The sequence below is a fragment of the Rhodoferax ferrireducens T118 genome, assembly GCF_000013605.1.
In the GTDB taxonomy this organism is placed as follows: domain Bacteria; phylum Pseudomonadota; class Gammaproteobacteria; order Burkholderiales; family Burkholderiaceae_C; genus Rhodoferax; species Rhodoferax ferrireducens.
On record NC_007901.1, the window covers coordinates 46,911 to 73,573 of the forward strand.

22 protein-coding genes are annotated in these 26,663 nt (G+C 54.1%); 14 read left to right on the plus strand and 8 right to left on the minus strand.

Annotated features, from left to right (window positions below; translation table 11 throughout):
* The first annotated feature begins 53 nt into the window (after positions 1-53).
* Positions 54-989, plus strand: coding sequence for a hypothetical protein (locus tag RFER_RS21730; protein WP_011458764.1), 936 nt, complete (start codon positions 54-56; stop codon positions 987-989).
* Here the strand turns inward: RFER_RS21730 and RFER_RS21735 are convergent.
* Both RFER_RS21735 and RFER_RS21740 read right to left on the minus strand, forming a co-directional pair.
* Positions 973-2,274 carry a DUF1173 family protein gene (locus RFER_RS21735; protein ID WP_011458763.1) on the minus strand — a complete coding sequence of 434 codons (1,302 nt, stop codon included), beginning with the start codon at positions 2,272-2,274 and terminating at the stop codon, positions 973-975. The two genes, RFER_RS21730 and RFER_RS21735, sit on opposite strands and share 17 nt — an antisense overlap.
* Before the next feature lie 137 nt (positions 2,275-2,411).
* Entirely contained in the window at positions 2,412-2,795 is a 384-nt protein-coding gene (locus RFER_RS21740; RefSeq protein WP_011458762.1) for an A1S_2505 family phage non-structural protein, read from the minus strand.
* 459 nt (positions 2,796-3,254) lie between these two features.
* On the opposite strand from RFER_RS21740, the gene RFER_RS25145 reads away from it, so the two are divergent.
* A complete protein-coding gene (locus tag RFER_RS25145; protein WP_244095919.1) occupies positions 3,255-3,512 on the plus strand; it encodes a hypothetical protein in 258 nt (85 codons plus the stop codon).
* 176 nt (positions 3,513-3,688) lie between these two features.
* On the opposite strand, the gene RFER_RS21750 is transcribed toward RFER_RS25145, so the two are convergent.
* The 4 genes from RFER_RS21750 to RFER_RS21765 form a co-directional block, all read right to left on the minus strand.
* A complete protein-coding gene (locus RFER_RS21750; RefSeq protein ID WP_011458761.1) occupies positions 3,689-6,001 on the minus strand; it encodes an AAA family ATPase in 2,313 nt (770 codons plus the stop codon).
* Positions 6,002-6,248: 247 nt separating this feature from the next.
* On the minus strand, positions 6,249-6,518 hold the full coding sequence (locus tag RFER_RS21755) for a hypothetical protein (protein WP_166485897.1): 270 nt from the start codon (positions 6,516-6,518) through the stop codon (positions 6,249-6,251).
* Positions 6,519-6,703: 185 nt separating this feature from the next.
* Positions 6,704-7,681, minus strand: coding sequence for a plasmid replication initiator TrfA (gene trfA, locus RFER_RS21760; RefSeq protein ID WP_011458759.1), 978 nt, complete (start codon positions 7,679-7,681; stop codon positions 6,704-6,706).
* A gap of 1,777 nt (positions 7,682-9,458) precedes the next feature.
* Entirely contained in the window at positions 9,459-14,639 is a 5,181-nt protein-coding gene (locus tag RFER_RS21765; RefSeq protein ID WP_011458758.1) for an Eco57I restriction-modification methylase domain-containing protein, read from the minus strand.
* A 1,091-nt stretch (positions 14,640-15,730) separates the two neighbouring features.
* Between RFER_RS21765 and RFER_RS21770 the strand changes: the two genes are divergently transcribed.
* A complete protein-coding gene (locus tag RFER_RS21770; RefSeq protein ID WP_041793302.1) occupies positions 15,731-16,126 on the plus strand; it encodes a hypothetical protein in 396 nt (131 codons plus the stop codon).
* Positions 16,127-16,387: 261 nt separating this feature from the next.
* Here RFER_RS21770 and RFER_RS21775 read toward each other — a convergent pair whose 3' ends face one another.
* Entirely contained in the window at positions 16,388-17,167 is a 780-nt protein-coding gene (locus RFER_RS21775) for a hypothetical protein (protein ID WP_011458756.1), read from the minus strand.
* Positions 17,168-17,391: 224 nt separating this feature from the next.
* Here RFER_RS21775 and radA point away from each other — a divergent pair, with 224 nt between their 5' ends.
* Positions 17,392-18,759, plus strand: coding sequence for a DNA repair protein RadA (radA, locus tag RFER_RS21780; protein ID WP_011458755.1), 1,368 nt, complete (start codon positions 17,392-17,394; stop codon positions 18,757-18,759).
* A 15-nt stretch (positions 18,760-18,774) separates the two neighbouring features.
* Here radA and RFER_RS21785 read toward each other — a convergent pair whose 3' ends face one another.
* Positions 18,775-19,473, minus strand: a complete 699-nt coding sequence (locus RFER_RS21785; RefSeq protein ID WP_166485898.1) for a hypothetical protein — start codon at positions 19,471-19,473, stop codon at positions 18,775-18,777.
* Positions 19,474-19,590: 117 nt separating this feature from the next.
* On the opposite strand from RFER_RS21785, the gene RFER_RS24325 reads away from it, so the two are divergent.
* The 10 genes from RFER_RS24325 to RFER_RS21835 all read left to right on the plus strand — a co-directional run bounded on the left by RFER_RS24325 (position 19,591) and on the right by RFER_RS21835 (position 26,651).
* Entirely contained in the window at positions 19,591-20,100 is a 510-nt protein-coding gene (locus RFER_RS24325; protein ID WP_166485899.1) for a hypothetical protein, read from the plus strand.
* Positions 20,097-20,570: a hypothetical protein gene (locus RFER_RS21795; protein WP_011458752.1), complete on the plus strand. Its 474-nt coding sequence runs from the start codon at positions 20,097-20,099 to the stop codon at positions 20,568-20,570. The genes RFER_RS24325 and RFER_RS21795 overlap by 4 nt, the downstream gene beginning before the upstream one ends.
* Positions 20,567-20,950: a hypothetical protein gene (locus tag RFER_RS21800; RefSeq protein WP_011458751.1), complete on the plus strand. Its 384-nt coding sequence runs from the start codon at positions 20,567-20,569 to the stop codon at positions 20,948-20,950. Before RFER_RS21795 ends, RFER_RS21800 begins: the two co-directional genes overlap by 4 nt.
* Positions 20,951-21,029: 79 nt before the next feature.
* Positions 21,030-21,731, plus strand: a complete 702-nt coding sequence (locus RFER_RS21805) for a hypothetical protein (protein WP_166485900.1) — start codon at positions 21,030-21,032, stop codon at positions 21,729-21,731.
* Entirely contained in the window at positions 21,709-21,939 is a 231-nt protein-coding gene (locus RFER_RS21810) for a hypothetical protein (RefSeq protein ID WP_011458749.1), read from the plus strand. The genes RFER_RS21805 and RFER_RS21810 overlap by 23 nt, the downstream gene beginning before the upstream one ends.
* 422 nt (positions 21,940-22,361) lie before the next feature.
* Positions 22,362-23,453, plus strand: coding sequence for a hypothetical protein (locus RFER_RS21815; RefSeq protein WP_011458748.1), 1,092 nt, complete (start codon positions 22,362-22,364; stop codon positions 23,451-23,453).
* Between the two features lie 158 nt (positions 23,454-23,611).
* The gene (locus RFER_RS21820; RefSeq protein WP_011458747.1) at positions 23,612-23,992 is read left to right on the plus strand and encodes a hypothetical protein; all 381 of its coding nucleotides are present in this window, start codon (positions 23,612-23,614) and stop codon (positions 23,990-23,992) included.
* A gap of 39 nt (positions 23,993-24,031) precedes the next feature.
* A complete protein-coding gene (locus tag RFER_RS21825; RefSeq protein ID WP_166485901.1) occupies positions 24,032-24,229 on the plus strand; it encodes a hypothetical protein in 198 nt (65 codons plus the stop codon).
* Between the two features lie 231 nt (positions 24,230-24,460).
* The gene (locus RFER_RS21830; RefSeq protein WP_011458746.1) at positions 24,461-26,356 is read left to right on the plus strand and encodes an ATP-binding protein; all 1,896 of its coding nucleotides are present in this window, start codon (positions 24,461-24,463) and stop codon (positions 26,354-26,356) included.
* A gap of 7 nt (positions 26,357-26,363) precedes the next feature.
* Complete coding sequence (locus RFER_RS21835) at positions 26,364-26,651, plus strand: hypothetical protein (protein ID WP_011458745.1); 288 nt, start codon at positions 26,364-26,366, stop codon at positions 26,649-26,651.
* Positions 26,652-26,663 lie beyond the last annotated feature (12 nt).

Here is a 26,663-nt window from a genome sequence, read left to right on the forward strand (position 1 = left end):
GAGTTCAATCCACATTGGGCCGTGGAATTTTGGAGCCGGGATGACTGGTCGACATGGTTGAGGCCAAACGGCTTGCTATGACAATCACCACAGTGAAATTCTCAGTGGCGCAGAGTGGAAAGATCAGCGGCGTTCCACCGTTCAAGAATGACCATTTTCTTCAGCCTAAAATGGACCGTCGTTTTTCAGCCTTCGAATTTTGGACTGTTTCACGTCGTTTTTTTAAATTCGATTTTTTTGCTATATTTCCTTGCATGACAAGGGTTTATGCGATCTGCATTTTGCATAAGACCCGTGAAACATTTGCAAATCGCAAGAAACGGTTCAAAATATCGCTCATGAAACAAATGAGCGATATTTCAGGATACAAGCAACCAATTGATCTGCTGAAGGCCCAAAGGCTGTTGCGTGCGAAGTATGGCTATGACGCCCCCTCGTATCCAACGCTCAGGCGATGGTCGGACGATGGAAAATTGGTCCTTGCGGAACGTTCCATCGGGCAGGGGCAACGCCGAACAATGTATTCCTTGGCCGCTTTGGAGCGAATCTGCTTAGTCATCGGACGGGCCAAGAAGCTCGTTCTCGACTCGCCTGATCAGCCATTGGCAGCTGGGCGTAATGTGGGGGAGGGTGGGGCGCCGGCGCACGCCAAGGCTCAAAGTTCATCATCGCCTCAGGTGCCGGGCGATATTCAAAGTCAGTTGGAGTTGTTGTTTGATTCCGTGACGGCTTTGTTGTCCAAGGTGGGTGAGCAAGATACGGTGCTCAAGAATTGCGTCAACACCATGACGCGGCTCGACTCCATACGCACCATGTTGATGGTCAAATATGACGCCACTGCAGAAACCCAACGGGAACTCATCGAGCAACTCCGGGCCAACTCAAAATTGCGTGATCAAAATTCTGAATTTGAAAGGGTCGCGTTACGGATCGGAGTGCAATTGGGCCAACTCTCGGAAAAAATCAGCGGTCTTAGTTCTTCCCGTTGAATCGCTGCAGTTGTCGCTGAGAGGGCGGCGGGATGTCGGGTATGGGTTGCGCGGCGCTGGGCTGCCAATGCCAGATTTCGCAACCATTCCTCTGACACTCTTCAATGACTTCATCACGCTGACGAACATAGTCGGACGAGTGCAGACTTGAAATTACCATTGCTGTTGCCGGCAATGTGTCCCTCAGAACAAAATCGGCGCCCATATGCTTACCTACGCCGCGGGTAAAGGTGCGGTCGGCCTGGCAAAGCGTGTTGGCCAGTTCGAGCTCGTAGATGGTGGTCACCGGAATGTAATAGTCATTCGTAAGCATGAGTGTGGCATCGAGTGCGCGCAAATTGCCCTTGCTGGTGGCCTCGACCACAATGAGCGCAATCACTGAACACTTGAGTTTTTGCTCTTTGAGCCGGGGCAAATGAGCCAACGCAAGGGGAGCCTGCTTGGTTATTTGCGCGTGGAGGTGTTCATCAATGAAGATTGGACGAGCCAAGTTTCGGGCTTGAAACTTGTATCCATACTCGGTGCGATCGACAACTTTGATCTCAACAAGCAGGAAGCCCCTCTTTGGCTGCCCTTGCGCAGCTGAGTCGTTCAGAGGTTGGACAAATGCCTGCCATTCGGCTTGGATCTCAGCTTCCCGGTCCTTCCGGAAAGGCGGTGGAATATAGAGCAAATCATTGAGGTTCTGCCCGCGCAGGGTCACAGCCTCGGCCTCGGTGCGAATGGCTCGACACACACGCCACCAGTCACGACGCCATCCGGTGGCCCAACGAACCATTGAGGTCGAATCCCACATCCAGGACAGGAACTGCTGAAGACTGAGGCTGTTGCGTGAGGGGCGGCTGATTAACCCAGGTAGATCCGGTTGGACGGTATGAACTGCAGCTGCGGGGGACAGGTTGCCGCGTTGTTTTGGCAGGTCAACGTTGACATCCCACTTTCCATCCGCGTTGACCCGGGCGGCGGGCAATAGGGCTGACCTGGCCCGGGTTTGCGAATCCTTTTCAGGGGCCACGCCTTTTTCTTTTTTCTGTACAGCCTCGCCCGGGATATCTCGGAAGAATTCGCAGCCTGGATCGTGATGGTGCCCATCATTGGGCCAGACAGCAAGATACAGGACGCCTTTTATTTCCCGGATAACAAGCTGGCGATGCGGCGTGGCACACAGGCACAGCGCGAAGCCATGCTTGGACCGGGCTAATTCAAGCAAATGCTGCGCAGGCAACGGGTCCTCCAAATAATCCTGGGCCCCGAAGACAACACCACCGGCAAGTATTTTGCTCAAAAGAACGCCCTCTCAATCGACTGCAGATGAGGCAGAAATCTCTGAATATTTTTCAATTCCAGCAGTGCCGCGATCAGGGCTATTTCGTTGAGATGCCTCCTGACATTTCAAAATCGAGGCGAAACATAAAAATCCGCCTAACACGTGGGTATCTCACTTTTTAGAGTGATAAGTTCGTCACACAACAGGCAATTCTTTGGTGCACGGCCGAACAATTTGACGAACGCCCGTGCCTGCTCTGTTGTAGCCGCGGCCAAAATATCAGCAACGAAAAAGGTATATTGCGGCCGCTCCCTCGAAAATTCGATGAAGGTGTTCACGCTTCGCCAAACGCGATCAAACTCAATCAAGTTGCCGTCGATGTCCAAGATCGGAATAGCGTAGGACCGGTCGTTGAAGCCTTCGTTGAGACCATGGCGAGCACCATAAAAACGAGCCGCAAACAGCGCACATCCGCTGGCATGTTCAATGGCCTCAAGTGTTGCGCCAAAAACGTAAATCAATGTAGATTGGTCAGCCATGCTCCCTAGAATACACACAAAACTGAACTAAACAGCCTGAAAACTATGGTTTTTTGCATAAATAATAGAAAATTCGTGTCGTTATGTTCCTCTAGCGTTTCTGAAAACAACCAAAGGCTTGACGCCTGCCAAGGCTAGTCGTGTTGTTAACGTTGTTGCCAAATGGACTTTATCGGGTGGCCTGGTGGCCACTTCAAATTTCCCCGGGCAGGACGGCTAAATTATCGGGCTCTTCGGCTTTTTGAAAACCGGTGTTTGGCAAGCACAAGCGCGTCAGGCCAAAGGCAAATGTCGGGGAGCGCCGGCGAGCAGGGCCGAGGCTTTGCGGTGGTCGCATCAGAAATGCGCTCACTTGCCAGGTGATCGGCCGATGCGGCGAAAGAAATCAGGACCATGATCAACACGAACGCGCAGCGGGTCGGGCAAGGCACCGCGTAGGTCGATCAAGCAGGCGTGGCCATGCCCGACGTTGTGAAATCCATCGAACGTATGACCGACATCATGGGTAAGATCAGCCTGGCGGGCAGTGAACAAAGTATCAGGGTTGCGCAGGTGGGTGAGGCCGCCACACAGATGGATTTGACGACGGAGCAGACTGCTGCGTATTCCGGACCAAAAACGCCACCCAATCCGGCGCAAAGAAGCCAGTCGTTCCGATTCAAAAAAGCCACCGATTCCGGGCCCAGCCTTGCCAGTACATTTTCTGGAAAATGTTGACCAACGTTCCGGACTATGCTGACCAGGGTGCTGCTGCTCACCACTGAATCCATCTGGCTGCATTGCAGCGTAAGCGGGTCTACAGAAGTTCAAATTGCCTGCCCGATACCTGACATTGGCATCAATATCCCGACAGTCCGCTCTGTCGCCACAATTTCAACCAATTGGGTATGCGATCACCCTTGGTAGACCAGCGCGAGCGCCCGCTGGACGTATGGCTTCAGCTCGCCGTCCGTGACCGGAGCGGTATCGGCGTTGCCGGGGTTTGTGTCGTGATGGAAGCGACCCGCGTAGTTGTTCAGCTTGGTCATTTCTTCGACGCGGGGCTGCAGGCACCTGATCGGCGTCCCAACAGGGGCTTGCGTTATCGCCAGGATCACCCCGCCGAACGTGCAGCGCGTCGGCAGCAAGCCGGGGAAGCGGCGATGGTAGAAGCCCTCAAGAAACAGGCGCACGGCCTTGGCCACGTCGCGGATGTTCCCCTGGTAGGTGCCGGCGATGAATTCGGTCAACTGGCGGTGATGGCGGTAGTAGTCCGACGCGCACAAATCGTCAATGTCGCAGGCCGCAAACGCCGAATAGTCGCCCTGCACCCGCGAAATGCCGCCAATACGCGGGACCACCGCCGGATGGTTCTTGGCGAGCATGTCCCGCTGTTCGCGGGCGAAATAGGCGTCGTGCGAGAGCACGATCATCTGTGCACACTTGCCGGCAAGCTCGGCAAGCATTTCAACGGTCTGCGCGCGACGGTTTCGATCGAGGCTACACACTGGGTCGTCGAGAACGAGGATTTGATCCTTCAGCATCGCTGGGTCGGCGGTCACCCTCGCCAGAAAGAACGCGAAGGCGAGCGTCCGCTTGTCGCCCTCGCTCAACGTGGAGCCGAAATGCGCGCCGGCGTCCTTGCGGCTCCCCAACGGCACCGGTCGGTCCCGCAAGCGGAGGCCGTATTCCGTGCGCGGGTCGCCGGTGCCTTGATAGTTCGGCTTCATCTGCTCAATGGTGAAGCCGGCTCCGAACGCGCCCAGCATTTGGTTGATCTGGCCTTGATACTGAATCAGCGTGGCGGCCATGAGCAGATCGAGCTGGGCGCGGTTCTTCTTCTTCTCGTCGTCGCGCTTCTTCCGCTCCGCCTCGGCGGCTTGGTAGTCGCCGACTGCCTTGATCGCGTCGGCATGCTGTCGCGCCAGGGCGATTTCGAGATTGCGAATCTGAGTTTGCAGCGCCGGGACGTCCTCGCCGGTGAGCTTCTTCTTAAACCCGTCGATCATGCCAATCGCGGCATTGATCTGCGCGTTGTAAGCCATCACCGCCGTGCCGATCTGGCCCAGCCGTTCAAGGATCACCGCCTTGTCGGTCGCCTCGCCGAAAGCATCAAGCGGCTGGCCTTGTTTGGCTGCGACTAGAGCGGTTGCCCCAGCCCGTGCGCCGGCGATTGCCTGCGTGAGCTGATCGGAGGGCAACGGGGGCGGAGCAATTTCGAGCTGATCTTTCCAGGCTTCGATGCGCGCCGTGTTGGTGGCAGCCTGCGCAGTTAGTGCGCTAATCCGCTCGTCTGCCAGACCGGTCGCGGCTTGCTGCGCGAGCGCCCCAACCTGTTTTTTGAGGTCGGCATAGGCTTGGTTGAAATAGCCTTTGTAGGCTTCGATAAGCGCCAGACCTTCGAGGGTCTGCCCGCAGAATGGGCAGTCATCGGCGCCGACGAAGCTCTGTCCGGTGCTGACCCAGGCTTCGATTCCCGGCGGCGCCGGATGCTTAGCGAAGTGCTGTCGCACCACGGTCTCCGCATCCTTTTCAACGTCCGCCAGCTTCTTCGCCAGCACGGCGAAGAACGCGTCCGTGTCGAAGGCGGGAGCAACGAGAGCGGCCGGCACTTGCCGAACGGCGAGAGCGGCTGCGTTCTTCGCCGCATCAACACGCTTGCGAAGCGCGTCGATCTGCTGTTGGGCATCGGGAACGGGTGCGAGGACGATGAACTGCGCCAGCGGCAATTGTTGGGAGAAACCGGCGATGCGCTTCTCGGCGTCGCCGCGCCTGCTCGTTTCCAGGCTGATCTTCTTGGTCAGGTCGCCGATTTGCTTTTGCAGCTTGACCGCCTGATCGCCCAGGGCAAACTCCAGAAGTGCCTGTCGCTGCTCCGGCCTGACTTCCTGGCCGGAATAGACGTTCTGCTCCACGAACTCGGCGTCGAACACCAGCATCTGCGGCACACTGGCGTTCCATGCTCCGTTTGAGAAGGTGATTGGGGTGTTCTTGCCGCCAAACTCGAACAGCAGCGCCGCCTCCTGCGGCGTAGCGGTGTCGAGAGTCTTCTTGGCCTGCAGCTTTGTGGCATCGCCAAGGGCGCAGGCACGCAGCAGAGTTGCCAGCGTGGACTTGCCGCGTCCATTCTCGGCATACAACAGCGTCACGCGATCAAATTCGGCGGGCACCGGCGTTCCACTCTGGAACAGTCCAATGTTTTGCAGCTTGGTTATTTTTTTGAGCACCGAGAACTCCCCCAAATGATCAGTTTTTCAATAGTTTGGTCGCTGGCTCATTTTGCGCCTTCGAATCGCCGTGGTCGGCGGACGGCGGCTTCCAAGGTGGACAGGTCGCTTGACCAGAAGACCTCCACTGGCTCCTAAGGACACCTTGCCGAATGCCGCCAACGGCTTCTGACTGGAGCTGAACTGGGTAACCGGAAAGCAGCCTGTCGTGTACGACTCTTATGGGTCTTATGTTGACGGTGGCATTTCAGGCTTTTGGGGTGTTGTGCAATAGCGCTGACTGGCGGTTTTGAATCAGAATGACTGGCAAGGTCGGGGCCGGAATCGGTGGCTTATTTGCATCGGATTGGATGGCGTTTTTACCCGGAATAGGCAGACTGCGGCTCTGGTGGAGGAAATAGCCGCCGTGAGCGGCTTTAAATACCAGGTCCGGGACTTGGTCCTGGTGGTGCCGGTATTCAAGCTCCCAGATAATGATGTGCTGGGTGTCATGTCGCATTACCCAGTCACCGTTCAACCTTCCAAGCCTGCCACGACAACCTATCAACGAGCCCGTCAGCATAAGCCGGCTGTGCCTTCAAAACCTGCCGTCAAGGTCGCGATACCATCCGGCCCTTGAGAAACTGCCTGGGTTGATTTTTGACCTGTTTGCGCCAGTTCGGTGGCGCCTAAGTTCAATAGGTGTCGCGTAAAGTGAATGCTTCAATCGCCTACACTGCGCAGGCGCCGAGGGGACTTGGTTACATACACCAAATCGTTAGTAATCGAGTACCGCAGTAGACAACCATTTTCGACGAGTAACTCCAAGGCTTGGCGTGTGCGTATTTTGAAGTTGGGTAACGATTTTTGCCCACTTTCGCATAGCTCGCGGAGCTTCCCTATCGAGATGGGAATTGGTATTGTGTGACTTGAATAATAGCCGTGAAGCCATTGGGCTAACGAGTTGCGCGTGCCCAAGCGCTTGCGTTCTTCCCACTCTAAAAAAGTGGTGTTTTCATCGACAAACAACTTGGCAATACCTGGCTCCACACGGATCATCCAACTGACATTGCCCTTGTCATCCAATTCATCGTAGGCGAAGTCCCGGACCAAAGATCCAACATACGCGGATTTTTGATCCTTTGATCCAATTTTCAATGATGTCAGCTTGAGACGTTCGATGCATGATTTGAGTCGTGCATAACTCGCCGAATTAAGACTCCATCCCAAGTCCTTCACCAATGAATAGGCAACAAAATAAATCTTGTCGCCAATGGGCTGCAGCCTGGCCCGGGTCATCAGTGCAATCCAAGCACTTAAATCGTCCTGTCGTAGTTCGCACCCAGTGTAGTGGACGTCGAAGTTGCTCAGTGACGCGATGCGTGTTCCTTTGATTTCCTCACGAACTGACTTCGAACGTGCGGTGAAAAGGCCACTTCGAAGAAAACCGTTGGGCACGCCTCGGAAAAGATCATTCCAATCGGGCAGGGCAAGATCCAGCACGATCTGTTCTGAATTGCTGATCAGCCTTTCTTGTGCTTCCTTGGCTTTCATGCGGGCAAATTCCGCGCTGCTTACTTTTCCTTGACGGGCCTTTGAAACAGGTGGTAATGACAACGCGGACTCAGTTGTCAGTGGTTGTGGTACGACATCAACGTCGATTGCAAATGCGTCCGATAGAAGTGCCGAAATGTTTTTCATAAGTCGCAGTTGAAGTTGGCGCAGTTTCGATTGCCGGATTGTTGCTGTCAATCGGTCAACATAGTTGATCAGGTGTGATTTTCAACAGCGATGAATCTGGTTTTTTTAGTCTCGCGCTCTTTAGACTAAAAAGAGAAGACTAAAGAAAGAAGACTAAGAAAGTACATAACCCATTGTTTTAATTGATGTTTCGCCCTGGGATAACCTTTAATGGACTATTAATCAAACATTTGATCAACTATTGACGAAACACCTTATCGACTAGATTGGAAACACGCGATGAACTATCAAGTTATCCACAGATTCTAGGTAATGGTTTTGCACCTGATGAACTATGCCATTCTGAGTCCCACAGCTTCCAACACCTGATCGACTATGTGCCTTATTGAGCCGCAGGGTTCACGCCGCGCCGTCTGTTCACACCTGTTTGACTATACGGAAAAGGGGAGGGAATGACTCGACCACCGTGGCCAAACACCCAACCAACTATGCCGTGTCGCCCAACCGAGGGGTCAACACCTGTTTGACTATGGCCCTGTTCGGCCTCAAGGCTCATGGCGCGCCGCCAGGAAACATGTTTTTAGGTATGGCAAATGCCGGTGGACGGCGTGACAACCTTGGACAAACACTCAATCAACTATGCCAATTCGACTCATTGATGGGTCACACCTGTTGGACTATGGTCAGCTCGGCCTCCAGTTTCGTGCCCAGCAGTCAGGTTACACCTGTTTGACTATGGAAAATGAGTGTGGAAGACAAGATAACCGTGGACAAACACTCAATCAACTATGTCCAGAGGCGCTTTTGCGGCGGGACATCGGTGTAGCTTGCACCTGGTGCACTATGCCCTGGCAAGCTGGGGCAGACCCTTACCGCACCGTCAGGCCACACCTGTTTGACTATGGAAAATGAGGGTGGAAGACAAGACAACCGTGAACAAACACTTAATCAACTATGTCAGGTGGCGCCTTCGCGGTGGGCGATCCGTGTAACTCGCACCTGATGCACTATGCACTGGCAAGCTGGGGAATCCTCTGTCGCTCTAAAACACTCGATCAACTATGCCAATTCCGACTCATTGATGGTCACACCTGTTTGACTATGGTCCGCTCGGCCTCCAGTCTCGTGCCCAGCAGTCAGCCCACACCTGTTCGACTATGGAAAATGAGGTTGGAAGACAAGACCCCCGTGCCTAACACTCAATCAACTATGTCCAGTGTCGCATTTGCGGTGGGCCATCCGTGAATCTCGCCCCTGGTGCATGTGCCCTGGCAAGCCGGGGAGGCCTCTGCCAAGCTAAATCACTCAACCAACTATGCCACTTTGGCTCATTGATAGGGCCACACCTGTTTGACTATGGAAAATGAGGTTGGAAGACAAGACCCCCGTGCCTAACACTCAATCAACTATGTCTAGTGGCGCCTTTGCGGCGGCCCATCAGTGTCGCTCGACCCTGGTGCACTTGCCCTGACAAGCCGGGGAGGCGCCTGACGCGCCAAAACACTCAACCAACTATGCCACTTCGCCACATCCGTCACGTCCGCACAAGATGAACACCAGAGGAGTGGTTCGGCCGGGGTTGGCACTTCCAGCCACACCTGTTTAACTATGGACAGGAGCACGCTGGCGACCGCTTTGGAATCACCCTACACGCTGTCAACTATGGCCAGCAACACCTGCTTAACTATGCCGGCTGGCCCATCCGAATAAAGTGCGGACGAAAAAAAACGCCCCAACACACTTCGAGAGTGTGTTGGGGCGTTTTACATTGATAGTTTTAGCAGAAGGCTTCTGTGAGCAGACATTCGTCGTGCTCTTCGTTTTCTTCGGACGCTTCCGTGCCGTCCTGTGTAGATTCGTCTTCCCCCGCGAGTGTTGCGGCAAGTTCCGAACTGATCTCGGTTCCGTCAGCCTGTCCATCGGTTCCCGCCATCGCCTTGAGCAAACCCAATTCAATGGCTATTTCTTTGGAACGGGCCCGCAGCGATTCAAGCTTCCCTGTGTCTGCAAATTCACTTTGCGCAATGCGCTCCAGAATAGGCAACTGCTGAGTCAGGTAATTCGCGCGATTTTCGTTGTCTTGCACAACAGCCAATAAACGCTGTTCAATCTCACCGAGCTTGCGGATGACAGAATCCCCGGTGGAGTACGTGCCAATGTCGATGCTGGCCCCACCGTTGCTGCTGCGGGCTGTTATTTTGAAATCACCATAACTGCGACCATAGAAGATGTCCACTCCGCAAAGCGTTCCAATCAACCTCTCTTCCGAGATCAACCCTGCCTTTTGGAGTTCCTTCAGCTCCCTGATGCTCAGGGTGATGATCTTCTCGATCTTTTCAGGATCGGAAAACTTCTTGCCATTGACGACCATCCCGAAGCCTCGACCTTGCCCGTCTGAGGCCAGAACTTGCTCGTGGAATTTCGCATACTCGACTGCCTGACGCTTGTGTTCAGCAATCTTGATCGGTAAGCGCCAGAGTTCTTCTTTTGAATTCCACACACTGTCCCGGTGATGCTTCAATTTGAGCGATAAGCCCATTATCTCGGCGTCTATGGTTGCCTTTTCTCGCACAGCGGGGTTGCCACACGCAATGGCCTTGACCTCGTCATACGACAAGGTCGCCATCATGGCGTCTTCAACAGAACGAACCTCAGCGTTACCCGATAGGACCTGGGCAATGAAGCCCGCTTTCGCTGTCAACGTCTGCCACATGTAGGCATCAAAGGTCCCGGAAGTCACGTACCTCCATATCTCGATAGCCTCGCAGGTGTTGCCCTGGCGCTCAATTCTTCCGTCTCTTTGCTGCAAATCCGAAGGCCGCCAAGGGGTAGTCAGGTGATGAACGGCATACAGCCGGGTCTGCACATTGGTACCCATCCCGCACTTTGACGTTGAGCCAATCAGTACGCGAATCGTACCGGCCCGAACCTTGGCAAACAACGCTGACTTGGCGTGGTGTGTTTGCGCTTCGTGAATGAACGCGATCTCGTGGTGTGGAATACCTTTGGCCACCAACCTGGTCCGCATGTCCTCATACAGATTGAGCGAGTGTCCAGTGGGAGTTCCCATATCCGAAAATATGATTTGTGCCCCCTTAAAGCTCGCAGTCATCTCCCAAATGCGGTAGACGTTGTCTATGCACATGGCCACCTTTCCTTTCGGATCGAATGGTGTTCTGGGGCGTATCAGACGCATGTCCAAAGCAACTTTCTGTCCGTCTCCTGTAATCGCCAGCATGTTGTCCTCTGCGGGCTTGACCTGCCTGTCACGAATGGCCTCAACACGCTCCACCAAGTCTGCGACGTACTCTTTGACCTCATTTGAAGGCTCAACGGCACATATCTGGTAGGACCCGGTCACCAGTTTTGGAACTGGCAAGTCGAGCATTTCCTTGGTCTGAATATCAGCAACTTGCCTGAAAAGACCCATCAGTTCCGGCATATTCACAAATTGCTTAAATCGCTTATTGAGCCGGAAGCTAGATCCGTCGGGGCTGACTTCCATCGAGCTCACAGCCCGGCCGAATTGCGCGGCCCAAGCATCAAATTTCTCGAGACCTGCCTTCTCCAGCGCATACGGTTGCAAGTAGCGCTGCGCTACATGGAGTTCAGCCATGGTGTTGCTTATGACCGTGCCGGAAGCAAAGCAAAGGCCTCGCTCGCGGTCGCCGTGCAGCCTCATGAGCTGAACGCATTTGAGCAACAAATCGAATGATCGCTGGCTATTGCTGTTGCTCAAGCCGGCTATGTTTTTCATGCTCGAAATCCGGAACAGATTTTTCGCGACATGGCACTCATCGAAGAACACCCAATCGCAGCCCGTTTCCGACAAGGAGATAAGCTGGTCTTTTTTCCAGCTGGCCTGGAGCTTTTCAAGCCGGGCTTCCCAATCTTTTATGAACTTATTGACAGCGCGAGCTGCCGTACGGTCCAACGCTCCGGCATCTTTGGCAGCGCGCAATTCGCTCAGTATGCGTTTGAGGTAGTCCTCAACAATCACTTGATCTGCGGCGATCCGCTCGAACATGGAGTGCGTGAGCACCACTGCGTCCCAGTTGCCCGTTGCGCACTTGGCCACAAAGGTCTGTCGCTTGTCTTTCTCGAAGTCTGCTTTTGTTGCCATCAGCACCGATGCATTTGGGTAAGCCCGCATGAACTCGGCGCAATACTGCTCCAGGCAGTGGTTGGGAACCACATGAAATGGCTTCTTGGCAATTCCCAGTCGGCGTAGCTCCATGGAGCCACAGACCATGGTGATGGTCTTTCCTGCGCCGACAACGTGCGCCAGCAGCGTGTTGCATCCAGTGGCTATTCGTGCAATCGCGTTGAGCTGGAATTGACGCAGTGCCAGCGACTGGCTGTATCCTGGCAGTCGTAGGTTTGAACCGTCATACTTGCGTATCGCCCAGCAGTTGTACTTGTCGTTGTACAGCCGGCACAATTGCTTGGCGCGGTCGTCGTCGGACCAAATCCACCGTGCGTATTCGGCACGGAGTTCATCTTGCTTCATCCTTGCTTGCGCCGTTTCGGACGCATTCAGAACAGGGCTGTCACCAAAGCTATCGAAGACCTCCGCGTCAATCTGATTCATGCACTTTTCAAACAGTGCAAACCCGTTTATCCGTGAAGTGCCCCAGGTGACGCACATGGCGGTTCCCGTGGGCCCACTGGACTTGACACTCCATGTGCCAGTGGTCAACTCATAGCCGATGTTGACGCTTGCCCAGTTCGATCCCTTCCATTCTTCCGCAACCAGTTCTCTGAGGAACGCCTCGGTCACATCGATTGGAATCCACGCCGCTCCCGGTATGACATCGATGTCAGTTGGGTTGAGATCGGGGGGCAGACTTTCTTCCAGCGCGCGGACATTTCTGTCAAAGGCCAGTCCGGCGGATTGCGCAATCACGAGTTTGTCGCGGACGTTGCCCGACAAATACTCTGTCGCCGTCTGATACGCCATGGTCATCGGATCGACGAACACTGCGCCGATGGCAGCCAGTCCGTCGAGAGCCCGTTTGCCATCGGCAGCCAGTAATTGGCCGATAAAGTCAACGTCAATGCAGCCTAACTCGGCCACGCAGATCGCCAGTGCATCCTCGGCGTTGTCGGCTGACTTTGGTATCGCTGTGGAGAAGATCGTTCTCTCGAAAAATATATCTGCCTTGCTGGCCGTTTCTTCTTCGAGGTTGTACATCTCAAGGGAGAGCAACAGGGGCCAGGTTGGGTCAGATCCCATCGCCTGACGGTTTCCCTTGGTAGAGATGAACCCGTGCTTCGCGATGAAGCTGTCATAGCGCACGTTGAGTTGAAAGCGCAAGGTTGACATTACGGATTCGGCGGCGTCTGACTTGCATTGTTCCTTGATCAGGGCCTGCGCTGTATCGCGAATGAGCGCCATCCCAGCGATGCGTTCGGCTTTCTTGCCTTTGACCCCGGTCTTTTCAAGGCTGTGTCCATTGAATCGGTAGATGTCACCACCTTCGATCACATACGACCCCGGCAGTACCGCGTTCGAACCGTCAGCGACTGCCAGCAAGACTTCCTTGACTTGCTGCGTTGCAGGGGCATAGACCCCTTGCGGAATGACCTTGGACGCGCGCTCCATTTCAACCATGAGATCGGCGCCCTTGGGAAGCTTTGGAACAATTGACTGTCCCTGATTCCTGCTGATTTCAGTCCAGACGCCAACAACAGCTTGTGGGTTTTTCATCCAGTAGCTGTTGACATTCTGTCCTTGGGTGTAGTTGCCTACTCGCATTTTTGTGCCGTCTTCGTCCAGCAACAATGTGGTCTCTACCCAGTTCTCCCGCTCCTCGCGCGTGAGAGTTTCCGTGGATGATCTCTTTTGGAGGATGACCAGATCGGCCACCACGTCAGTGTTAGCAATTTCTGAGAACGTGCCTGCTGGCAAACGGATTGCTCCGAGCAGCTTGGCCTTTCTGGCAATTACGTCGCGAACTTTGTCATTGCTGTTGTCCATGAAGTACGCCGACGTGATCACAGCAACGAGGCCACCGGGACGGACCAAATCCAGCGAACGTCCCACAAAGTAATTGTGAATAGCCCAGTCTGAATAAGTCTTACGGCGAAGATCTCCGACGCTGTAATTCCCAAAAGGAACGTTGCCTATGACCAGATCGAAATACTGCTCTGGCAGGTTCGTCTTTTCAAAGCCCATGTGCAGCACATTGGCATGACTACCGTAGAGCACTTTCAGGAAACGAGCACTCAGATCGTCAATTTCTACCGCCGTTACGCTGGAGCGCTGCGCGATGTCGCTTGGCATTGCGCCAAGCATAAAACCTATGCCGCCGGCAGGTTCAATAATCCGCCCACCGGTAAAGCCGATTTGGCGAAGTATCGTCCAGAGTTGGTCGATGACAGGAATGGGCGTGAAGTGCGCGTTGAGCGTGCTCTCCTTTGCGCTTTCGAACTCGTCTTCGCTGAGAAGTGACTTGAGTTGTTTGGCGCGGTTGACCCACTCCTGGGCCAGATGATATGGGCTATCAAAGGGATGTTTGATCCCGCCCCAGCCGGTGTAACGGTTGAGTGTCTGACGCTGCGCGAGGGTGGGCGGCGTCATCTCGGCTTCGAGCACCCGAAGGAGCTCAATGGCTTCAACGTTGGCGTCGAATTTTGTCACTTGACCACGTAGGTCTTCATGTACGTCTTTGGCCAGCAAGGGCCAGGGTGGCTCGCTTAGACCAACATCCTGCGCTGTGGCCGGTTGGGCCATGACGAGGGAAGGTGCAGCATTTTCAGGCAATGATTCTGCTTGGGTTAATGTGTCTTCGGTTGAGGACGCATCGAAACAGGGGACCTCTTGAATTTCGGTACTCTGCGGCTCTTGTTGAGTAATCGAGACGGGCTCGATGGGAACTTCGGTCTGAATTGGCGTGAGCCCAAAAAGGGCATCGGCGAATTCAAAGCCGGGAAGCCATAAGTTGGTTTGTGTCATTGATTGCTCCAATGAATCGGAGACGCACCAATCCCCGTCGGGAAGGCGTCCCGATAGGGTTTGACATTTCATGAAATGCCGTCGCGTGTAGCGACGACGAGCTTTATCGACTTGCGTCGAAAAATTGCGTGATAAGCGAGGTGGCAGGCACCGGCCCATGTGGATGCGCTCTGTCAGAGCGCAGTCACAAAGGTCGGCGCCAATCGAGAGCCAGCAAGGGCTCAATCGACAGGGCGGGGAAGTCGGAAACGTGAGAGGGGGAAACGAAAAAACCTCACTGGTCAGACCCGTGAGGTTTTTCTTGATAAGCCGGTGGAAAATTTAACCACGAAAGAAAGGAGTCCACCCGGCATTGACAGGTTGTATTGAGAGGTTGTCGGCCATGAATCACATGGCGAAGAGCAAAGCTCTCAGTCGTTTGACTGTTCTGCCTGCAATCAGCGGATGAGGCTGAGGTAAGGATAAGCTCAAGGCTTATCAAATGAAATGCCGCCACGAGTAGGGCGACGGATGTGGACTTGCCACAAAGATTCGCCATATTACTGCATTTTTTTCACTATTGCACTATTGGGGTTCACTTTTCGCACGGAATTTGTAGGTCCGGGCGTTTTATGCCAGAATTGCGCCTTCAGGGTGCCCCTGTCCGTCGGTTCGTTCCGGCATGTCAACTTTGTGAGATGGCCACTGGAGAGGGTTTTCCTGTACCGCGTTTGCGGATCCGGTACAGGAAAGCCATCGCTATGCGGTGCTTTCCCGTTTCCTCGCAGCAATGTGAATTCGTGAGCAATCACGGAATGTCAAAAAGGTCGGCCTAATTAACCGACTGACAGGAAAACCGGGCCCGTGAGGTCAAACTCACAAGCCCGGTCAGCATGTTGAGGTCTGCTTATCCGACCAGGCGTGAGTGGCCTTGACATGCACCCCCACCCAATCAGTCTTGGCGGCTAACCCAGATTGCCGCCATCCGAAACCACCGTTTTTTGTCTGACCGCCGCAAGGCCGGTTACAGCGTAAGACGGGCAGAACTCCACAAAAATTTTAAACAAAGGTCAAGTCCATCGGGCTGGCCTCGACAACTAGGGTACATCTGTATGAAATTGAAGAACGATCGCCTCCCTGCCAAAAGCTATGTCTTCGAGCTTTTCGCTGGCAACAAGAAAATTGGGATCAGTGTCGCCTGCGACATTACCCAAGCACTGCTCTTCGCGATGAAGGCTACGACACGCAAGACGAGTTCCAAGATGGACACGACTTGTGACTTTGAACAACTCCAAGCGCGCCAGATGGGCACCAGCAATGGCGCCATGGTCACATTGGATACGGCACTTGCCTCGCAAGCACGCAGCATCCCTTTAAACGCGGATGAAATCCAAAAGGAAGGCAGGTTGACGCGTGTTCAGAAAGGCAGTGCGTATGTCGGCGCGCCCTCGATGGTCCGGTGTACACGGCGTCCCAGGGGTGTCCAGCCAAAATTGCGAACGGCTTAGTTCACCGAAGTATCAAATCGGTGTGTTGCTTCACGGCAAAGCCACCAATTTTTAACGTCAACACTCAACGACCCAGATCACTGGGGGCGTTGAGTGTTTGGCATCGAGAAAAAATACATGACAAAAGAGAAAGAAAAAACGCTCTTGACGCCCACATCTATGTGACAGTCCGCGTGAAGGTCTCGTAATACCTGAGCGCCATAAAATAAATCCCCCCAAGAGGCCCCTTACTGAGGCCTCTTGGGGGGTTTTTTTGCATTTTTATTGGGTTGTCAACTTGTAGGCTCCTGGTGGCCCAGCAACAATTCGTCCGAGTTTGATCAGGTTCTTAATGGCTGCAGTCATTGAACCAAGTGGGACGCCTATTTCGCTGCCAATTTCAGTCTGGTTAATCGGGATGAAGTCAGCCTGATTGAGGACGCCCTGCAAATGTTGCAACAGTTTGGCGGAGTTGCCACTGGGTTCTTTCGGTTGGTCCGTTCCAACAGTAACTTTTGGCACTCTGGACTTTGCAGGACCAGCTTTATTCTTCGATGCTGTTTTGGTCTTTGGCGAAACATCCGACGGCGCTTGATCCGCTGCGGTCGCCTTTTCCTGAATCGAACCTCTTGCCTTCTTTGCTACGCGTGTTTTGGCCACAGCAGGCGCTTTGGCTTTAGACGCCTTCGTTTTCTTCTTGATCACCACGTCGGTGGGGGCAAGGTCATTTTGAGGGATGGTGCTCAACCCGTCAGACCGGGTCGGCGCCGCAAGGGCAGGAATCTGGACGGCAAAGGCTTGCACGTCAAGGCTCAATTCGGATGCGACCTGATAGACCTTTTGAATCTCTTGTTCTATCCCGGACATTGTTTGAGCGAGTCGAGCAACGGTTTTCCAGCCTTCGAACAATGAATCATTGCCGAGGTGAAAAGGATCTTCGACCATGGCCGCATTGACTTGTTGGGACAACTTCTTCACGACACTTTTGAGCCTGGCGTCAGCTACGAATGCCGCAGCACCGGCCTTTTGAATGGCCGAAAGTGTAGATTTAAAGAGTGGCATGGACGTTATCCTTTTTTAGAAATGATAGAAAACAAGAGTCATGTTGCGTGCCCGTGTTGGGAGGCCAATTATTAGGCAAGCGATCTGTTCCAGGGCTATTATTTTAGCCGTCAGGACTTTGTGATCGGCATGATGAGGTCTCTGGACTATTGAGAAATAGATCGAGCAGGATTCCAATGCAATAAAACAGTTGCCGAATCAAGACTGTCTGGTAACTTGACTTAATGAGCAAAGAAAAAACCACCTACGTCTGTAGCGAATGCGGAAACCTGTCCGCAAAATGGCTTGGCAAATGTCCAGAATGCGCAGCGTGGAACACATTGAGCGAACAGCGCCAGTCCTCTACGGCAGCAAGCAAGCACCGATTCGCGCCTCTGGCGGCGTCTTCCCCAGTTGTTCCACTAAATGAAATTCAAGCGGCCGATATTGATCGGACGCCTACCGGAATCAGTGAGTTCGACCGGGTTCTCGGTGGCGGCATCGTACAGGGCGGCGTCGTCTTGCTTGCTGGCGAGCCGGGGATTGGCAAGTCAACGTTACTGCTGCAAGCCATGCATGCACTTGAACGCCAGGGTCTCAAAGTGCTTTATGTTTCTGGCGAAGAATCAGGTTCGCAGATTTCCATGCGGGCAAAGCGCCTTGGCATGGGCAACGCCAAGGTGTTGTTGCAAGCCGAGATTCAGTTGGAGAGGATTCTGGAGAGCATCGTGACCCATTCCCCCCAGGTCGTCGTGATCGACTCGATTCAGACTATGTGGTCTGATGAGTTGACGGCAGCGCCCGGGTCTGTGTCACAGGTGAAAGAATGCGCTTCGCAAATTACGCGAGTCGCCAAAGCCAGTGGAGTTACTGTATTTCTGGTGGGTCACGTCACAAAGGAAGGCGGGATTGCAGGCCCGCGCGTGCTTGAACATGTCGTGGACACGGTTGTCTTCATTGAGGGCGAAGCCCACTCGACTTTCCGGATCGCTCGTGCGATAAAGAACAGGTTCGGTGCGGTCAACGAGGTTGGCGTCTTCGCGATGTCTGAGACCGGTCTCAAATGCGTTCCCAATCCGAGTGCCATATTTCTGTCCAATCACTCTGTGCCCGTGCCAGGCTCGTGTGTGATGGCCACAATCGATGGGACTCGACCGATGCTGGTCGAAATTCAGGCCCTGGTCGACAGCGGTGGTCCAAGTCCAAGGCGCCTGTCGCTGGGGCTTGAACGTGACCGTCTTGCTATGTTGTTGGCCGTCTTGAATCGGCACGGAGGCATACAAACGGCCGACCAGGATGTCTTTGTCAACGCCGTCGGGGGACTTCGCATAAGCGAGCCTGCAGCAGACTTGGCGGTGATTCTTTCCATCCAAAGCTCGCTACGCTCAACGGCGCTGCCGCAGGGGTTTTTGTCATTCGGTGAAGTAGGATTGGCCGGGGAAGTACGTCCAGCTCCCAAGGGAATGGACCGGCTCAATGAGGCGGCCAAGCTCGGATTTAGCCACGTAGTTCTACCCAAAGCAAATGCGCCGAAAAGACCAATTCCTGGCTTGACGGTATACCCCGTGGAACGTGTCGATCAGGCGCTGCAAGTGGTGCGCAATTTGCCTTGATGGCCGACCGGCAGCCTAGACTTTCAAGCCCAAGTCCAGCACACGAATTTTGGGTCTCTTCGCAGCTGCAGCAGCCAAAATGGTTTTTGGCTCCCTTCGGCTTGCGGGCATGCACGTCAGCAACGCATTAATGCGCGCTGTCACAACTGCAGCATCTTCTTCGCGCAATCGCCGGCTGTCCTTACCGGTCAGCCGTATGGGGATTGCAGCGTGAGCGCACCATATTTCAATACGGGGATCGGCGTCGCCGCCAGAATAAATAGCCGCAGACATCGGCTTTCCCTGGGCGAAAAGGGCGTCAAGGCGGCGTTCTATGTCGTCAGGCACGCATCCGTTGAGGGCAATGACGCCCAAGCGGGTGGACCCATGCCCGGTGGCACTTTGAAAGAAGTTCTGTAGTTCCTCAGCGATGAATGCGCCGGGCAGTCCACCCACTCGCTTGCAACTGGCCAACTCCATCGAGTTGGCGAACCCCACTCGTGCTAGGGCCATGGCCTTTCTGGACTGCAGCACCTGCATGGCCAATCCGGCACGAAACACGCGCCCCCGTACCGCGCGCCAGTCCTTGCGCACCGAACTGTTATGGCGCTTGGTGATTTTTCGGATCTCCCGCGCAGTGCCACTTCCCAGCACGGTCAAACGCAGCTCTTCATCGGTGCCCCGAAACTTCTCAGATTCGTAAAAGTGAATCAAGCTCGGAGACAGGTCGAACATGGGGGCAGAGTCAAGGAAAAAACGCCGATAACCATAGAACGGAATTTGCGCCGCCGGGTCGAACGGAATGGTATTTAGTTCACTCATGTGTTATATTTTGTACTGAATTCTCTGTTTTTGACAGAGTTCGTCGTCAACATTTTTGTTTTGGCGGCATGTCAATCCCCCGAGGGAGAGTTCCTCTCCCTGCTGAACCCTTCAGCACTAGCTCTGTGCCATCGGCGCTTTTGTGAGCTTGAAATTCCAAAATCTGCGGTCTTATGCCGCTTTACGGATGGACTTTGTTGTCCAGAAAAAAACATGATCGTCTCCAACTTCTTTGGGGTGCGAACGGCTCGTGGCGCTTCTCATTTGGTGGTTCCCGAACCACCAAAGCCAGTTGTACCCCCCGCTGCACCCAAAACGGTGAAGCGCCGCAAGGCGTCCAACACCACCAAGACCCCTAAACCCCAGAAAACCAATGTCTCTGCACCTGTCGAGGCCACGGTTGCAATACCAGAGAACCAACCGGCCCGACCACCGGCTGCGGCCAGCCTCCCAGACACCGCGCCAATGCCTGAATGTGGCTTCATGAGCGACGAGCACATGAATAACTTGGTCAGCTATTTCGACACGGAGCAGGTATGAGAGCCTCCCCCATGTCGGATGAGCAGACGAAGCGCGTTACCTTGGGCGTCTTGCGGCGAATTCACGGTGCCATGGCGAGCATCGAAGCATGTCGTCTCAGCGGCGAGCCCCAAGCGGACCATCCCTCGATCGAGGCTATGACTGCTGACTATCAGGAGCTTGTGAGAATGAGAGCCCAGATTTGTAATGGTGAAAACCTTGCAACCACTCAACATTCACGTCTGTTCGTCATGCGTGAATTGACTATCGCGGGAGTGAACAGCCTCCTTCCCGATGCAGACTACATCCTGAGTGAGAAAGCCGCACGGTTTACATGCGGAACAGTGTCGATTCGCTTGAGTGAAGCCAATGATGGCAAAAGCGTCATCTGCAAAATGTTGCCCTTGGGGCATGAGGATGACACTGTCATCGCTCAGTGCGAGGCTTTCTACAACTCTGCACGCGAACCTTGCGAGGCGGTGCCCTCATGACCCTGCAGCTCTACCTTAAGGCGTATGCCACCGGCAGCCACCCGAGCCCGGGTGTTTGTCTGGTGCTGTTTGATGACGATGTGATGCAACGCCTGCAGACCTTGTCAAACATGGTCCGGTCGTTTGCCATGGAAAGTATTGGGGACCACTTTCAGGCCACCTGGCGAGAGCCGGCTTGGGAGGCTCAATTCACCTTGGTCGCGCCACAGTTAATCGCGACGGCTACTCATTGTTGGTGGACTGCTGAAGTTATCACCGCACAGGGAACCGCCTCTTTCTACACAGAGCGTGTCCACATCGATCGATTGATGCAGGCTTGCAGCGCATGCACCACCGACGTTCTCCATTACACGGAGGACCCGGTATCGGCAAAGGCGTAGCAAGCAGACTTTGAAATTGTGCTGACGAAGCGGGGCATTGCCTCGGTTGCGCCGGCATATTAACCAATGACAGGGACCCATGCGGTCCCTGTCATTTTTGGAGAATCCAATGAAACTATCCTTCTCTCCCCAAGCCATCTTTTTGGCCATGGCAGCCATCATGGCGCAGCCCGGGTATCCCTACGCAGGAGGTGTCAAAGACCTCTACAAGTATGACAAAGAGCGCATCCTGAACGAGTTTGTTCCTGGTGCGCGGTATTTGTGGGTGGTGTCTGCCAAGGGCACGGAACTTACTCGAATTGGCGTTCACAGCAAGACCAACGAGTGGGCAAATGCAACCATAATCTGTGCGCTGACTTCATCCAGTCTGGGCGCTGAGATCTATCTGGTTAGCGATTTCGGTGTCCGCAAGATTTCCGAGAGTCAAGCGAAAACTGAACTTGCTCACATGGATTATGTGGTCGATGGCAGATCGGTGCATGACACCAACGGGCGTTTGCTGGCTGTTTTTGAGGTGCGCAGGCACTTCAAAGCAGGCGACGGCAACAATTACGCGCATGTGACGTTTGAAACCAAAGATCCGGAACGTCTGACCAAGTCCGACCTGCTGGCCTTGCGCAGCATCGCCACCAGTGAAGCCGTCCTGGCGGCCCAAAGCTTCTTCGTCAAGATCGAGACGCTAACAATCAATGGCCGGTGCATCACAGAAATGATCGCCCCGCCGGAGAAAACGACAGCCCTGCCAATGGAGACGACTGATGCTGCCACCCGCTGCGCTTGACAAGCACTTTCGCTTTTACCGGGACATCCGGTATTGCTACACGATGACGCAAGAACGCCTGGTTGACATTGTTCGCAACAAGCAGTTGTCGCCGATGTTTCGCGCGGCCGCTTTGCGCAATGTGGTCTGCAATGCAGACATCACAATAACGAAGGGTCGGACCTGGGGCCACAGAAGGCGCCTGGTGCGCCAACATTTCAATATTTAACGGTGAACGAAATGCCGCTGATGCATTTCGACGAGCTGGATCGAATACGTGATGGACAAAATTGGCGTCCAGGTCAACGCCATGGCAGCAGCATGTCTCAATGCGCCGCCAGGGTCGCCGAACATCTTTCGGCTTTGAGCCCGTGAAGTCAGATGAATGGGGATCACTCCTCATTACTAACCAGAAGCCCCAGATCATCTCGATCTGGGGCATTCCCTTGTGTCTGCAAGGGCCTGTCGATTCTGAATCTTTTGATATTGAGTCGCCAGACCCTTACCGATTTCTCACGGTTTACCGTGTCCGTCGCCTAACCCTCTTTGAAGGTTATGGCGGCATGTCAACAAAGGCGTTTGCGCTTTTGTCCCGCTGGGAACAGTCTCCCTGCAGAGACTTGTTCCCGGCTCAAATTCGAAGGAGCCAACATGGCAAAAAAAGAACTGTTGTCAATCCCGATCGCCAATGCAGCGAAAATCGCTGAATGGGTCGATGCATTGGCAGAGATTCTGGATATCGCAAGATCACACATCACGGATATCGAGACAGGTGTTCAGGATGGGCTGTACGACAAAGCCGACAACGATAAGACACTGCCCGCCAAACTGGCCGCAGTGGATTTGATTGACGAACTGCAATCTGCTTTGAAACAGGCTGGCGTGACCCTAGCGGCTGGCCAGCATCCAAGCGCCTTGAAACAACCGAGCGCAAGTTCGGCCGGGCCGGTCGTTTGTCGCTTGCAGAATCGTCAACTTGCCACCATCCTTGCAGCGCTTTGCTTTTACAAGGAAGTGGGCAGGGCCGATCCGGTCAACCGGGACGAAACCAATGTCGGTATGACGACAGGTGATGGCGCCTTTGCTGCGCTCGATGACGCCGGTATCAACGAACTGTGCGAGCAGCTTGCCTGCCCCGCCGATAAAGAATCGGTTCTGCAGTCTTTGAAGGTCCACATGGATTTGAATCTCAAGGATTGTCTCAATGTCTTTGCTGACGATGGGGATGCCCCCTTTGTCGCCTATGCCCGTGAACACCTGGCAAGCGATGATGTTGCGTTCGACGACGTGACCATAACCTCACGCGGTGACGATGGCGGCTTTGTGCTGGGCTGGCTGTGGGTCGGTAACGACGGTGCAGATCTGTTTCGTCATTCAGCACTGTTGGAATCGGTGTTTAACTGCGCCGAACCGGTGCTTTCGCTGCCAGGATCTTCGGAAATTGACCAGGTGTATGCCGACTGGCTTGAGGACCTGGTCACAAACTATGCCGATGAGCTCGACGAGATCAAGGACGAGGCGCCGTCTGGCAGCCCAGGCCCTGTTGTGTGGCAAGACCCAGACGGCGAGCTTCACGAGTTTTTGCCATCGACTGCATTGACCCGGTTGCTGGAACTGGCTCGCCAAGGCGGCTTGTCTCCCGCCAAGGCAGAGAAAACACAGCTTTTCTGTAGCACTTACGGGGTGGTTCTCGATGCCTTGTTGAGCATCATACAAGTGCCTGAAATACAGCCAATCTCTTGACCGCACAGCGCGCAAAGGGGCACGAGCACCCACACCCTGATACGCGACCGCAAGGCGCATCGTCGGGCTCAAACTCGTTGCGGCAACCCGCCGTAGCGACAACCACATGGACCACCCCAACCGGGGGTCTTTTTTTCAACCAACAAGCAGCAACAACTATGAAAATGCAGTCTCTGTTGGGTCTTATCGCCTGCCTGCTCTGGGCCGGCCTCGTGATGTCGGACGCGGTTACTCGCTCAACCAATGCAATCTTCGGCGTTTCCTCGAAATCCGTTGCTGCACTGGAATGGCGCAAGGAGCTTGTGCTTCACGCTTCGTTCTATGGCTCAGTCCTGGCAACCTTCCTTGGTGCAACGCACAACTCAGTTTGGTCGTACATCATCGCGGCTGCTTGGGCAGTTCTATGCCTTTGGTATTCGTTCAAGATAGCCGCCTTGGTGAACGAGAAAGAAGAGATTGAGAGCCGTGTTCGCCATAGAAAAATGGCGGGCCTGGTTCGCAGCATTGTGCGTAGCGAACTAGAGCGCAACCAGTCTTGATTCTTTTTCACAGGCATATATACTTAAAGGCCATACATCATGCAAAGACTAATTGCCATGCTACCGTCCATTGACGTTTTCAACCTCGTGATGACCTTAGGTCTGATTGGGTTGTGCTTTGCCATCTACCGCATTGAAAAAGACACCAAGGTGTTTCGGGAGAAAAATCGCCGGGAACGTCAGAACGAAAGCAAACGGCAGAATATCCCGGACGATCGCACCGCCATCGCCCACTGATAAGACTCAGTTTCAAAAAACAGAAAGCCCCGTCCAATTCATTTGGACGGGGCTTTTTTGTTGCACTTTTGTGTTAAGCTGATCGAACTTGTGGCTTAGTCCACCGTAACGTCGTCCGTGCAACGCACTGGGGCGGCATATCAAACATCCCTTCTCTCGCAGAAGGAACCCGACCGGGAATCACTCTCCCAGACGGGTCAGTGATTTTCCGGTTTTCCAAAAGGAACCATTATGGAAATTACTGAAAAAGTGACTGACTCGACCCTCGTTCGTGCCGGTATCAACGAAAAAAAATTCTTCGAGCGCATGGGCCATCTGTTCGAGTCCAGCTTCAGCGTCCTGGGTGAGCTCATGCAAAATGCTCGCCGCGCCGGCGCGACGCGCATCGACTTCAACATTGATGCTGAGATGAAAAGTCTGTCGATTCAGGACGACGGCCACGGCATCACCGATTTCGCTGCCCTGATTAATTTGTGTGATTCGGCCTGGGCCGAGAATGTGGTGCTCGAAGACAAGCCGTTTGGCATGGGCCTGTTCTCGGTGTTTTATGCCGGGGCGTCGGTCAACTTCCTGTCGAAGGGCAAAAATTTGAGCTTGTCCATTGATGACGTCATCAGCAAGCGCCTTGTGGCGGTCGTGGAGGACAACGCAGCTCCAGCCATGGGAGCAATGGTCAGAATCAATGAACTGAACGAAAAGTTCCTCAGGCCCGTCGACTCTTACAAAACAGGCGAGAGGATCGTCAAATTAGCGGCGGTTCAACACATCGAGCAATTGAGCAAGGGATTTCCTGTACCTGTGTTCGTCAACGGCATCGAGTTGGAACGACCCCATGCTGAAAACCAGATGGCGTTTACGCTGACGGATATTGGTCGAGTCTCCATTGGGGGCATTCACCGCGACAGCGGCACGCCGGCCAGTGTCAGATATCAGCCCGTCCAATATTTGCAGGGGCTTCCGCTTGGCTTGCTATGGAGCACAACGCCTGATTCCAATCCCATTGTGCATCTCGATTCGGTGCAATTTGTCGCCAAGATGCCCGATCGCAACCAACTCTTTGACGCGCATGAGCAGAACGAGGTCATACGAAAAAGCTTGCGATCGACAGCCAAGCAGTTTTTGATCGCGCAAAAAGCCAGTTTGTCGCCCGAGCAAATGGTGCGTCTTCATTGGGAAGATTGCGCTCTGCTGGGACTGCTGTATTTGTTCAACGACATTTCACTCGTACCCAAGAGCCTGTTTGAAACGGTTTGCGCCGTGAGGATTTCGTCCGATAGTTACGGTGTTTATGAAGGCACCCCGCACTCAGGGAATGTCGAGCTGGTCAGCCGGCAAGACGTGATTGACGGTGAGATTGTGCCCTGGATGAACGCGCCCGATTCCGCGGACGATGGTGCCTGGGCATCGGTTTGTCTCAAGGTGATGCAGGCCAATGGCATCAAGTCTTTGAGGGGCACTATTGATGAAGCACATTGGCTTCATGATTTGTTGCCTTCGGCGTCCGATCTGGACTTTACCGTGACTGCGACCGGTGCTTCGGAAAAAGCTGCAACCTTCTACTCAGGCAACGACGGCAAATCGGCTGAGATTCGCTTGTGCGACTCCATCTCGGTTCAGGTTACCTCGGCAACTGACCCTGCATTTGCTCGGAATTATCCGGTGAACAACGACTGGATTCTGGTTCCCGTCAATCCCGAGGAACACGGGGACTTCGATGACAGCTTTCAAGCCTTTGTCTGCCGCGCTAATAACGCATCTGATGAGCCGACCGAGGTTTTGTCGTCCTTCCTGGACGAGCATGATCACTATCGCGAAGATTGGGCTGACGAAGATAAGGCTCACTGGAACCAGCTGTTGAACAACCTCAATGGCGCACACCTTGCTGCCACCTTGAAGAGCGCTTTTTCTCAGTGTGACGTTCAGTTTGCTGATAGCCACATGTCGCAGATGGCCCTTTGTACCTTAGGTCCAGTTGAGGGTCGCCCGATTGCCTATCCGAAACTGAATGTGCGTGCGGTTGACGATGGCACTTTCGAGGCCTTGGCGCACGCTATTGGTGTTGGTGTCACTGCCACCCAGATCAAGCTGGCGTTTGAAGCGGTTTTCACCCCTGGCGCAACCGCCTAATTGTGCGATGAAGCCCATCAATGCCCGGCAAGCCCGGGCCCTGTGTATGCATGTGACGAAACTGGTGAAGGGTTACCCCTCGCTGGAGGCTTTTGGAGCCACTGGCGAGGTTTGCACGCCCTTCCTGCGCGAGATACGTTTACTCGAGACCGCCAAGGCGACGTTGCTCAATGAGCGGCGAATTGACCAGTCTATCTATTGGGACATCGTCAGTCTTTCGGTTTTTGCCGAGTTTCATGCTGACGATGGTTTCCATGATTTGAGAAAACAACAGGACCCGGCCGCCCCTTCCTGAGGCGAGCCAAGC